The following is an 11,723-nucleotide window of genomic DNA, read 5'->3' as shown; positions in this document are numbered from 1 at the left end:
ACTCTTTACACACTTTTCTGCCTATATCCCACAGATTAATCCCTCATTGCCGATAACGGCGCTTTTGCATCCACCCCTCAGGCGATTCTGGATGAAACAAGGCCGTTATCGGCGATTTCCCGGAAAAAGTGGATGAGAAAGGCGCATTGTCGGTGGTTTTTGGGGCTCAAGGCACCGACAACGGGCATTTTCCATCCAACTTTTTCGAGTTGTGGATGCAAAGAGGGCGTTGTCGGTGTTTCGAACGTTAAGGCCCCCAATAAGGGAATGCGGGCATTCTCCGTACCTAGGCCCCAAGGCCCTCAAGGGAGATGATGCGGCATTCCCGCTTCCCAGCGATCCCTGGGATCTTCGTTCTGCCTGCCGTCGCATCAACGGAGGACGAGCAGAGAACAAGCCTAGATTCTCCAGTCCATCCTTGCTGTGAGCCTTGTCATGCGCCTGTTGCTCTGTTAAGCTAACAAATGTTAGTTAGTGTACGCGTGCAGGTTGCAGCAAGGAGGAGCCGTGTCGAAAGCCGGAGGGAACGCGCGGGAGCGCATACTGGACGAAGCCTTCGCGCTGTTCGGCCAAAAGGGGTACGCGGCGACGACCGTGCGCGACATAGCGGGCGCCGTGGGAGTCAAGGCCGCGTCGCTTTACAACCACTTCAGCGGGAAGCGGGAGGTATTCGACGCGTTAGTGGAGCGCGAGGCGGCGTACGTCGAGGATTGCGTGCGCAGCGCCGGGGCCATCGCCAGGCCGGATGATGACCCGCATGCCTACGCGGAGGCTGGGGGGACCGCCCTCGCAAAGCTGGTCTGGGACAGCTACGCGCCGTTCTTCGAGGACGGCAGGATACGGCTTTTCCGGCGCATGCTCGCGATCAGCCGCTACGGGGACGCGAGGTGCGCCGAGCTCTACCGGGCGGTGTTCGTCACGCGCCCGATCGAACTGCAGGAGGCGGTCTTCTCGCATCTGGTGGACGTCGGGGTCTTTCGCCCCTGTGACGTGCGGCTTGCCGCCGAGCAGTTCCACGGCCCCATGCTCATGGCCATCGACTCCGAGATGGGCGCAAGCGACGCGAAGGAGTTTTGCGAAAGGCACCTGTCCGCGTTCAACGCGGCGCACGAGCAGAAGGGGAAGGGGAGGTAAATGAACAAGGCGGTTGTCTACTGCTCCCAGACGGGATTCACCGAAAAGTACGCCACGTGGCTGGCGGAGGATCTTGGGTGCAGGGCCGTTGCCTATGCCGGCCGCAGCAGCGTTGACGTTGAGGCGCTGGATGTCCTCGTCTTTTGCAGCTGGTTTCATGCGGCGACGATCAAGGGCGCCACGTGGGTCAAGCAGGTTATGGCGCGGCACCCCGCCATGCACGTGATCGTCCTGGCAACAGGGGCCACGCCCCCGCCCGCTTCGGGCTGGTCGAGCGAAGGCGAGATCGAGCAGGCATTTCGCAGGACTTTCCCGAAGGCGGAATACCCGAACCTTCCGCATTTCTACTGCCACGGGGGATTCGACCTCGATCGGCTCGGTGTGGCCGACAGGGTGGCCATGCGCCTGTTCTTCCGCATGCTCGGAAAGAGCGCGCAGGGCGATCAGAAAGCTGGGGAAATGCTCGACATCATGCGGAAGGGCTTCGACGGCACCAGCCGCGAGTACCTCAGGCCGGTGCTCGAGCATATTGCCGATCTTGAGAGTGCCGAAGGCGCGGCGGGCGAGCCGGGTGCGGAAAGCGCAGCAAGCGCGGTGAGCGAACCGGGCGCGGCGGGCAGGGCGCGCGGGTCATGCGAGCCAGGCAGGGCCGGCAAGGCAAGTGAGGTGCGAAAGACATGCTAGACAAGACGGCGCGCGGGTTCGCGCTCTTCATGAACTGGTTCGATGGGGTGTGCGCGCTTGTGTGCGGGCTCTGGATGATGGCGAGCGCGCTGTGGGCCCTTCCGCTCTCATGGAACGACTGGATGTCGGTGTCGCTGCTCGACCCGCTTCCGCTGCCGGGCTTCATGAAGGGCGACTTCCTGTGGCCGGGGCTTGCCCTCGTGCTGGTGAACGGCGTGCCGAACGTCGTTGCGCTCGCGCTGCGGTTTCGCGGCGATCGCAGGGCGTCCTATGCTTGGGGCTGTGTTGCGGGCGCGCTGCTGATTGCGTGGACCGCCTTCGAGATGGCATTCATCCCCAACGGGCTGTCCGTGTTCTACCTGGCGCTGGGCGTCATGCAGCTGGCTGCAAGCGCTCGCGCGTTCGCGCACTGCGACCACGGCCGCGGCTATGGTCGCACGTCGTGACGGCGCGCGCTGAGTTCGGGCTGCGATCGCGCGTCGTGACGGCGTGCGGTGGTTTCGGGCTGCGACCTCACGCCCTGGAGGCGCCGATGCGCGCGAGCGCCGCAATCAGAGGACCGGACTCCTCGGAATCATCCAGCTTTTAGCAATATCGCCGTTCCGTGCGACGATTCCTTTATACACCTCAAAGCGTCGGAGCTCTTGTCGCTTTGAGGTGCGCATAGTACAAGGGTGTTGGGTTGGCCCTTCGGGGTTGGGCCCGTCAAAGCCGGGCGGAGGGATCTCCGCCCCTTCGCTTTTGGGGAGCGCGCGGACTTATGGCAGGCAGGTGAGAAGTCAGCAGCCTGCGAACGCGAAGAGAAGCGCCCGGCCGACGAGGCGTCGGCCGGGCGCTCTGCATGCGAGCAGATGAGGAGTGATCCAGCCGACGCTCGACGTCATCGCTCGGTGCCATTGCGCCCAGCGCTCGTGCGCAGCGTTACCGTCCGGCGCCTCGTTCGGCGTTGTCGCTAGATGCTATTCTCGGCGTATAAGATGCCTTCGCGCGTTTCCTCCCACTCGGGGATCTCGTAGACGCGGAATCCCTTGTCGAGCAGCTCCTGCTTGCGCTTCGACAGCTCGCTCTGCGGATCGTCGGCGTTCCCGTAGGTAAGCGCTCCCGCTGGGCAGTTGTACACGCAGTAAGGCTTGCCGTACGTGCTCGCGTCGCCCGAGCACTTCGCGCACTTCTGCTTCCAGATGGGCATCCATTTCATGTACAGGTTCGGCCATTCGCCGCCCGGTTGGTCGATCTCACCGCCGCCGATGGTGCGCACGTACTGCCAGAACTCCTTGACATCCAAATGATGTGCGCTCTTGCAGGCCATCGAGCACGTCCAACAGCCCGTGCAGCGATTCATGTTCACGAGAATCGTGTTCGCCATGTTAGGCCTCCTTCCCGTCGCTCGTGATTTTTCGGACGTCGCAGAGCTGGTTCCACAGTCCTTCGGGGGTGTAGGGGCCTGCAACATGGGTCATGACCTGCGGTGTACCTAGCACATTGATATTCACATATGCGTATGCGGGATAGTAGGTCCTCATTACAGCGGTCTCACGCTCAGGAGTGTTCTCTGCATGCATGAGATCCTGAGGGCAGCACGTGTTCGGGTAGTGCTTCTCGTCGAAACTGTACCATGTGTGCGCCATGCCCATCGGGATGTCGTCGCGAAGCTGGAGGGGAACCCTCATCGTTCCGCGTGAGTTAACCACGTTGACTATCTCGCCATCGACCATGCCTCGCTTCTTTGCTTCAACAGGATTGAGCGCAACGCCGAATTGCTTCTCTGCAAGAAGATGGTTCTCGGCAATGTTGGTGAACTGGCCCTGCATAAAGTACTTGTGACGTCCGACGTAAAACTGGAGCGGATACTCAGCGCGCCTTTCATCGTCAAGGATGTCGATGGGCTCAAAATCGCCGAATGGGTGGCCGATGCCGTTCAGCAACTCGTTGTAGAACTCGAATCGGCCGGTCGTAGTCGTGTGCGCATCCATCGAGAGTCCGTCTTCGGGAATCATCGGTGGGATATCAACACGCATGACCTTCTTCTTCTTGAGCGTATCGTAAGTGATAGGTTCCGTTCCGATGGGGTTTTGGCCGTCGTCGAACACGATGGCGTTTTTGCCCTTCATTCCCTCGTCGATACGTACGCGCTGCCACTCTTCAGCTGTAAGGTCGAATTCGCTGCCGACGCCTATGCGCTTTGCGATCTCGCTGAAGATCCAAGCGGTGCTCTTCGCCTCGCCAAGCGGTTCGATGGCGGGCTCGCAATACATGACGCAGTTGTCGGTGTCGCAGACGGTCTCGTAACGCTCGAATGTCGTGGTCTCGGGCAGCACGTAGTCGGCATAGCGTGCCGTGTCCGTCATGCGAATCTCCCACGACACGAACAGGTCTATGTTCGGGAGAATGCGCCTGCGCCACATGTCCTTGTTCGGCCAGTTGAGCAACGGATTGCCCATGCAGTTCAGCCAAACTTTGTACTGCTGCACGTCGGGGTTTTCAAAGCTCTCCAGAATCGTCTCGATCGTCACCCTGTCGCTCATTCCCCTGACCTCGCGAGGGAACCTAATGACGTTTTGGTCCATGCCATACATGGTGGTTTGATCGCCCTGACCAGCAAGCATGATGGTGCCGCCTTTGCGTCCAACATTTCCCGCGAGCAGTGCGAGAGTAAGTATTGCTCGGTTCGACTGGACCGCATTGGGATAGCGAAGTCCGTAGTACAGGTAGATGATCGCCGGAGAGTTTGCGATGTACTCGCGTGCCACCTGTCTGCACGTCTCGGCGGGTACGCCCGTTACCGTCTCCTGGTGCTCGGGCGTCCACTCTTGGCAGAACTCGCGCAGCAGCTGCATCGAGGTCTTGTAGACGGCGCCGTTTGCCTCGATGGTCGCGAACAGGTCGGGTGTGAGGTCGCCGTATCCTGCGAAGGGCTGTCCCATCGGATGGGCCACGACGCCCAGGTTGCCGTCTTTGTCGGCTGCGACGAAATCGCCTTCGCCAGCGCCCTCGATGAGCTCGGCCGCCCGGGCGTAAGCGCCCGTCTCCGTGTTAACCAGATAGGCGGCAGACGTCTTGTCGAGTAGGAACTCGGCGTCGTAAAGCCCTTCCTCGATGACTACGCTGCACATGCCGAGCGCCAGCGCGCCGTCGGTTCCCGACTTGACGGGCACCCACTGGTCGGCGCGGGCTGATGTCACGTCGAAGAGGTTTGAGATGTGGACGAGCTTGACCCCGCGCTCCTGGGCGTCGAGCAGGAAGTGCGTCGACGCCGCCGGGCGCGTGAACCCGAGCGGATTGCCTCCCCAGATGATGATCTCCTTGCCTACATCTTCGGGAAGACGTCTGGAGTTCACGGTGAACAGGCCATTGACGACGGCGGTGCCGAACGTAAGGCCATAATCCACTGCCTGGTACTCAAGGATGGACGCGTCATAGGCGAAAGCAAGCCTGTAAATCAGATCGTTGTGCGTGCTCTTCCAGTCTCCCGGATAACCGCACCAGAACTGGTTGAGGATGATAGACCTCGAGCCGTACTTCTCGGCGGCCTCGGTGATCTTCGCCGAGATCTCGTCGAGCGCCTGATCCCAGCTGATCTGTTCGAACTTGCCCTCTCCACGCTCTCCCACGCGCTTGAGCGGATGCAGGATGCGATCCTTCGCGTAGGGGATCTTCGCTGACAGGATGCCCTTCATGCAGATGTCGTTCGCCGGCCTCTTTCCAGGGAACAGGCATTTCTGCACGCGGTCGATCTTGCCGTCCTTGACATGCGTTTCCACGAGGCAATGCTCATGGCATCCCCAGCCTTGGCAGAGGTTGTAGGTTACCTTCTCTTCACTCGGCATAGCTACCCTCACTCTCTTCTCCTCTTTTGCCCGCTGGACGTCATGTGGTCGGTGTTGCGTCCCATCGTGGCTGCCCGGCAGGCGATCCAGTTACCGCTTGATGCATCAGCGAATAACTGCATAATACAAAGCGGTCAATAACGAACAAAGTGTGTGCTATCATTCGTTCGTTATCGACCAAAAGAGCTTCGAGGTGTTCGATTGCGCATGGCGGAGTTCCAGCTGGAAAGCACTTCGTGAGGAGAGGTCATCATGGATGGGAAAAAGGCGGCATCGGAAGACCGCAGGGTCAAGAGAACGCGGCAGGCGCTCAGAAAGAGCTTGATTCGCCTGCTGCGTGTCAAGCCCTTGGCGGCAATCACGACGAGCGAGCTCTGCCGAGCCGCGGACGTGAACCGCAACACGTTCTACGCGCATTACAAATCGCCTCTCAACCTGTTCGAGGAGATCCAGGAGGAGTCCTTCGAGGAGGTGCAGAGATCAATGCGAAACGTCGGCTCGTCCTCGCTTTTCGAGGTTACTTGCGAGATTTTGCGCGTTACCAAGGAGAACAGGGAGCTTTCTCTCGTCCTCTCCCTGGAGCCGGGTATTTTGGGCGATATGGCTCAAAAGCTGTGGAACCTTTCCCGGGAGTCGTGGCTGCGCGAATGGGGTGGCGAGAACACGGGTGTCCCTGAGTCGAAAATGGAGCGAACGTTCACGTATGCCGCTAGCGGCTATGTGGCCGTGCAGATTGCCTGGATACGCTCAGGCATGCGCGAGGACATCGAGGACGTCGCGCGCTCGATCACCGACATGTCCCTCGCCGCCATACGTGCGGGCTTGCGGGCGTGACTCTATCGTTTGGTCAGCGTGCGACCTTATGAGCCCACAGGCATTCCTTGTCTCTTCGGCAGTCATGGTCTCCAAGCGTCCGGCTCGGTATTCGTCGGGGTCGTGGAGCATTTCACGTGTCTCCCCAAGGTCGTCGATGGAGTAATCGAGGGCCTTGCTCACGTGGAGCGGACGGGTTGTTCGGCCGGCTCTGTCGTTCGCTACCTGATCTCGCCGTGGCGCTCGTAGCGGGTGACCTCGACGGGCTTGTTGTCCTCGTCGACGAACACCACGTGCGGGCGGTGCTCGCGCGCCTCGTCAGGCGACATCTGGCAGTAGCACATGATGATGCACGTGTCGCCGGGCTGCACGAGGCGCGCGGCGGCGCCGTTCACGCAGACCATGCCGCTGCCGGGCTCGCCGGCGATGGTGTAGGTCTCGAAGCGCGCGCCGTTGCTCACGTCGACCACCTGCACCATCTCGTACTCCAGGATGCCCGCGGCGCGCAAGAGCTCGGGGTCGACGGTGATGGAGCCCACGTAGTTGAGCTCGGCCTGGCTGATGGTCGCGCGGTGGATCTTTCCCTTGAGCATGGTGAGTTGCATGGCGTTTCTCTCGCTTGTCTTTCTCGTGTGGGGCGGACGGGACGGCTGAGGTGGGGCTTAGGCGCTTGCGCTGGCACGCGGGCGCGAACAGGGCGCTCGGGCGCCAGAGTGCCAGCGTGAACAGGCCGCTCGCGCGCCAGCGTGCCAGCGTGAATGGGGCGCTCGGGCTAGCGCGCGGGCGTGAAGAAGAAGTTGTCGATGAGGCGCGTGCTCCCGATGCGCACGGCGATGGCCACGAGCACCTTGCCTTCCACCGCCTCCACGGGGTTGACGTCGTCGGTGTCGACCACTTCGACGTACTCGGGCGCGGCGAGCGGCTCGGCGGCGAGCACGTCGAGGACGGCCTGGCGCACGGCGGACGCGCGCCGCTCGCCGCCTTCGAGCACGGCGCGGCCTGCGGAAAGCGAGCGCGACAGCACCACGGCGGCGGCGCGCTCCTCAGGCGAGAGGTAGGTGTTGCGCGAGCTCTTCGCCAGCCCGTCGGCCTCGCGGACGATGGGACAGCCCACGATTTCGACGCCGAAGCTCAAATCGCGCACCATGCGGCGCACGATGAGCAGCTGCTGGGCGTCCTTCTGCCCGAAGTACGCGCGGTCGGGCGTGACGATGTTGAGCAGCTTGCTCACCACCAGGCACACGCCGTCGAAGTGGATGGGGCGGCTCTTGCCGCACAGCTCGCTTCCCAGCTCGTCGACGTGCACGGTGGTGCGGCGGTCGGGGTAGTACATCTCCGCGGGCGTGGGGTGGAAGATCACGTCAGCGCCCGTCGCCTCCGCGAGCGCGCGGTCGTGCTCGAGGTCGCGCGGATAGCTCTCCAGGTCCTCGTTCGGGCCGAACTGGGTGGGGTTCACGAACACGCTGACCACGGTGCGGTCGTTGTCGGCCACGGAACGCTCGATGAGGCTCTGGTGCCCCTCGTGCAGATACCCCATGGTGGGCACGAGCCCGACGGTCTGCCCGGCGGCGCGCCAGTCGCGCACGATCTGGCGAACTTCGGCAATGGTGGTGATGATTCTCGTCATGGAAGGTCCTTTCAAGGGGAAGGCGGGTGTGCGGATAGGCGGGCGCGCGACGTCGCGCAGCGGTGGGAGCGTGCGGCTTCGCGCGCCCGCAGGCAGGTGCGCCGGGAGCGTGCGGCGCTACTTGACGTCGTCGAACGTGCCGGCGGGGGCGGCGAAGGTGTGTTCGGGCGCGGGGAACGAGCCGTCCTTCACGCAGGCGTCGTAGTCGGCGAACGCCTGCTTCATGAGCGTGCCCACCTCGGCGAAGCGGCGCGCGAACTTCGGCGTCAGGTCGTCAAACATGCCGAGCATGTCCTGGTAGACGAGGATCTGCCCGTCGCAGCCCGCGCCCGACCCGATGCCGATGGTGGGGATGCCCACGGCGTCGGTCACGATGCGCGCGAGTTCGGCGGGGATGCACTCGAGCACCACGGCGAACGCGCCGGCCGCCTCGATAGCCCGCGCGTCGTCGACGATGCGCTGCGCCGCCTCGGTGCTCTTGCCCTGCACCTTGAAGCCGCCGAACGCGTTGATGGACTGCGGCGTGAGGCCCAGATGCCCCATCACGGGGACAGACGCGCGCGTGATGGCCTCGATCTCGGGCGCGAACTGCGCGCCGCCCTCGATCTTCACGGCCTGCGCGCCGCCCTCCTTCACGAGGCGCCCGGCGTTCTCGACCGCCTGCGCGCAGGAGAGGTGGTAGCTCATGAACGGCATGTCGGCCACCACGAGCGCCTCCTTCGCGCCGCGCGCGACGGCGCGGGTGTGGTGCACCATGTCGTCCATGGTCACGCCGAGCGTGTCGGGCAGGCCGAGCATGGTCATGCCGAGCGAGTCGCCTATGAGGATGCCGTTGACGCCTGCTGCGTCGACGAGGCTCGCGGTGGTGTAGTCGTAGGCGGTGAGCATCGAGAGCCGCGATCCGTCCTTCTTGGCCTTGGCGAAAGTGGAAACGGTGTTCTTCATGGGGTTCTCCTAACGGGTGGTGGGGGTGGGGTGGGTGTCGGCGCTGGCGGAGCTGGGAGCGGGGGTGCTGGCGGAGCCGCTGGGGCTGGCGGCTGCGCTGGGGGCGGCGGCCGCCGCGACGTTGGCGGGGGTGCTGGCGGCGGGGTCCGCGCCGGTGGGGCTGGCAGTGGTTGCGGCGGCACTAGGGTCGGGTTCGCTGGGGCTGGCGGCCGAGGCGTCGGCGGGGGCGGCGGCCCCAGGCTCGAGCGTGCCGGCGAGCGGCGCGTAGTCGCGGTCGGGGTGCTTGGCCTGCGCGATGCCGACGAGCGCGGCGGTGAGCACGCGGTAGAGGCGGGCCGTCGCGGGGTCGTGCGCGTCGAGCGCGCGCAGGTGCCCCTCGACGGTGGTCGCGTCGTTGCGCTCGACGGGGCCCGTGAGGGCGCCCACCGCGCCGCGCGAGCAGAACGCGTCGACGTTTCCCCTGACGAGGGGCTCAAGCGCTTCGCGCGCGTCATGCTCGTCAAAGCCGCAGGAGGCCATGAGGCGCTCGGCGGCGGCAAGCGGGGCGAGCACGAGGTTGCTCGCCAGCACGGCTGCGGCGTGGTAGCGCACCTTGTCGCCCTCGTTGATGGCGTGCAGGGGGTTGGGCAGGCTCGCCAGCAGCCCGCGCAGCGCGTCGACGGCCGTCGCGTCGCCCTCGAGGGTGATGTGCGCGCCTTCGAGCACGCCGAGGTTCATGAGGGGGTCGCTCACGGCGAGGAGCGGGTGGGCGCTCGCGGCGTGGGCGCCGCAGGACGCCGCATCGTCGATGGCGCGTGCGGGCATGCAGCCGCTGCAGTGGCAGATGACCTTGCCTTCGAGCGCGCCCGCCTCGGCGCAGGCGTCGCGCAGGGTATGCCAGGCAGGCGTGATGACCGAGTCGGGAACGGTGAGGAGGATGGTGTCGCTTGACGCGGCCAAGGAGGCGGCGTCGGGGAACGTGGCGGTCGCGGTATGCTGCGCCGCACGTTGCGCCGCGGGAGGGCACACGTCATAATAGCCGGTCACGGGGATGTCGTGCGCGACGAAGTATCGCCCGAGCGCGCCTCCTACCTTGCCGGCTCCTATGAAGCCAACGTTCATATGAGTCCTTTCATGCGGGTACGGTTCCTCCCTTGCGGAGGATATCGTCCACATCCGCATTCTAGCGTGCGATCTCGCGCACCACAAGATCGCATCGTGCGGCCGGCTCCCCAGCGGGCTTTCCCGTGAGGCGAGGCGGGTCGCGAGAGCGGGTCGTCCCGCGGGGCGGGTGACCTTTCCGAGCGGGCTGTCCCGCAGGACTTGCGGGCTTTCCGCGCGGGCCGTGCAGATTTGGGCGCGCATTTTGGCAGAAATCTTCAGATGTTTGTCGTTCGAAAGGGTTACGGACTCCAAAAGAGATCCGATTGCTCGCAATATGTCAGGTATGATGTACAAAACAGCTCAATCGGGGCCCCAATGGGGCTTGCCGGGGATACGGGAAGACAAAGAACTGAAGATTTCTGCCAAAATGGCTCTCGTTTTCTGCACGGCTTGGCTTGCGCCCCGATTCGCGTTCGATTCATGCACGGCCTGGCGCGCGTTGCGGCTCGTGTTCGGCTCATGCAAGGGAAGGTGAGAGGTGAACAGGTTCAGGCGCATCGCGGTGGTGGTGAACCCGGCGGCGCGAAACGGCGCGGGAGCGCAGGCGGCGTCGCGCGTGGAGGAGGAGCTCCTGCGCGCGTTCGGCACGCCCGACGCCTTCGACGTGATGCTCACCGCGGGCCCGGGGCACGCCGCCGAGATAGCGGAGCACCTCCACCAGGCGTACGGCACCGTGCTCGCCGTCGGCGGCGACGGGCTCGTGCACGAGGTGGCGGGCGGCCTTATGCGCCGCGACGAGGTTGCGCGCCCCATGCTCGGCGTGATCCCCATGGGCTCGGGCGACGACTACGCGGCGACGCTTGGCATGTCGTCGCGCATCGAGCGCGCGGTCGCGCAGGTGCTCGAGTGCAACGCGTGCCTGCTCGACGTGGGGTGCGTGAACGGCGAGTTCTTCGTGGAAACGCTGTCGTTCGGCCTCGACGCGGCCATCGCGCTCGACACGGTCGAGCGCCGCCGCCGCACGGGGCGCACCGGCACGCTGCTCTACCTGGAGAGCGGCATCGACCAGATGCTGCACCACCTCGTGTCCGCGCGCTACGAGGCCAAGCTCGAAGGAGGGGAGGGCGTCGCCGGCGATGCGGCCGCCAGCGACGCGACTGCCGACGCCCCGGTCTCAGGCGAGCCCCCCGCGCCTGCGTCCGCCGCGCCCGCGGCCCCCGCCGACGCGCCCGCTCCCGCAGGCCCCGCGCGCGCGATCTCCGGGGAGTCCTACCTCTTCGCCGTGCAGATCGGCCCCACCTACGGCGGGCGCTTCAAGGTGTGCCCCCAGGCCGACCCTGCCGACGGCCTCTTTGACATCTGCCTCGCGCACCCGCCCTTGAATTCGCTTTCCGCCATGGTCCTCTTCCTTTTGGCGAAGGGCGGGCACCACGTGCGCTTCCGCCAGATCGAGCAGCTCCGCGCGCGCCGCCTCGAAGTGACGTTCGACCGCCCGCTCGCCGCGCAGGCTGACGGCGAGCGGATCGAGGGCACGCGGTTTTGCGTGGATATGGTGCCGCGTGCGCTCAAGGTGCTGATGGGGTAGGCTCTCGCGCTATCATACGAGGCGG

At 64.6% G+C, this 11,723-nt stretch carries 11 protein-coding genes; 5 read left to right on the top strand and 6 right to left on the bottom strand.

Annotated elements, in window-relative coordinates:
- Positions 1-507: 507 nt before the first annotated feature.
- The 3 genes from G7Y50_RS05300 to G7Y50_RS05290 are packed head-to-tail and all read left to right on the top strand — an operon-like array spanning position 508 to position 2,264.
- Positions 508-1,134, top strand: a complete 627-nt coding sequence (locus G7Y50_RS05300; protein ID WP_165056618.1) for a TetR/AcrR family transcriptional regulator — start codon at positions 508-510, stop codon at positions 1,132-1,134.
- Positions 1,135-1,818 carry a flavodoxin domain-containing protein gene (locus G7Y50_RS05295; protein WP_165056619.1) on the top strand — a complete coding sequence of 228 codons (684 nt, stop codon included), beginning with the start codon at positions 1,135-1,137 and terminating at the stop codon, positions 1,816-1,818. It abuts the gene before it with no gap.
- A complete protein-coding gene (locus G7Y50_RS05290) occupies positions 1,812-2,264 on the top strand; it encodes a hypothetical protein (protein ID WP_241156631.1) in 453 nt (150 codons plus the stop codon). Before G7Y50_RS05295 ends, G7Y50_RS05290 begins: the two co-directional genes overlap by 7 nt.
- A 506-nt stretch (positions 2,265-2,770) precedes the next feature.
- Here G7Y50_RS05290 and G7Y50_RS05285 read toward each other — a convergent pair.
- Both G7Y50_RS05285 and G7Y50_RS05280 read right to left on the bottom strand, forming a co-directional pair.
- Positions 2,771-3,184 carry a hypothetical protein gene (locus G7Y50_RS05285; RefSeq protein ID WP_165056620.1) on the bottom strand — a complete coding sequence of 138 codons (414 nt, stop codon included), beginning with the start codon at positions 3,182-3,184 and terminating at the stop codon, positions 2,771-2,773.
- A gap of 1 nt (position 3,185) precedes the next feature.
- On the bottom strand, positions 3,186-5,645 hold the full coding sequence (locus tag G7Y50_RS05280; protein WP_165056960.1) for a molybdopterin-dependent oxidoreductase: 2,460 nt from the start codon (positions 5,643-5,645) through the stop codon (positions 3,186-3,188).
- 252 nt (positions 5,646-5,897) lie between these two features.
- On the opposite strand from G7Y50_RS05280, the gene G7Y50_RS05275 reads away from it, so the two are divergent.
- Complete coding sequence (locus G7Y50_RS05275) at positions 5,898-6,479, top strand: TetR/AcrR family transcriptional regulator (protein ID WP_165056622.1); 582 nt, start codon at positions 5,898-5,900, stop codon at positions 6,477-6,479.
- A 200-nt stretch (positions 6,480-6,679) separates the two neighbouring features.
- Here the strand turns inward: G7Y50_RS05275 and panD are convergent, their stop codons facing one another.
- From panD to G7Y50_RS05255, 4 genes are all read right to left on the bottom strand, one after another.
- The gene (gene panD / locus G7Y50_RS05270) at positions 6,680-7,063 is read right to left on the bottom strand and encodes an aspartate 1-decarboxylase (protein WP_165056623.1); all 384 of its coding nucleotides are present in this window, start codon (positions 7,061-7,063) and stop codon (positions 6,680-6,682) included.
- Positions 7,064-7,230: 167 nt separating this feature from the next.
- On the bottom strand, positions 7,231-8,085 hold the full coding sequence (gene panC / locus G7Y50_RS05265; protein ID WP_165056624.1) for a pantoate--beta-alanine ligase: 855 nt from the start codon (positions 8,083-8,085) through the stop codon (positions 7,231-7,233).
- Positions 8,086-8,202: 117 nt separating this feature from the next.
- Positions 8,203-9,030, bottom strand: coding sequence for a 3-methyl-2-oxobutanoate hydroxymethyltransferase (panB, locus tag G7Y50_RS05260; protein ID WP_165056625.1), 828 nt, complete (start codon positions 9,028-9,030; stop codon positions 8,203-8,205).
- Between the two features lie 9 nt (positions 9,031-9,039).
- Positions 9,040-10,131 (bottom strand): Rossmann-like and DUF2520 domain-containing protein, encoded by a 1,092-nt coding sequence (locus G7Y50_RS05255; RefSeq protein WP_165056626.1) that lies wholly within the window; start codon positions 10,129-10,131, stop codon positions 9,040-9,042.
- Between the two features lie 520 nt (positions 10,132-10,651).
- Between G7Y50_RS05255 and G7Y50_RS11915 the strand changes: the two genes are divergently transcribed.
- On the top strand, positions 10,652-11,698 hold the full coding sequence (locus G7Y50_RS11915; protein WP_206214775.1) for a diacylglycerol kinase family protein: 1,047 nt from the start codon (positions 10,652-10,654) through the stop codon (positions 11,696-11,698).
- The last annotated feature ends 25 nt before the right edge of the window (positions 11,699-11,723 follow it).

The organism is Adlercreutzia sp. ZJ176 (assembly GCF_011038975.1).
GTDB lineage: Bacteria > Actinomycetota > Coriobacteriia > Coriobacteriales > Eggerthellaceae > CAAEEV01.
The sequence above is the reverse complement of the archived record's forward strand: the minus strand, read 5'-3'. Positions and strand labels throughout refer to the sequence as shown.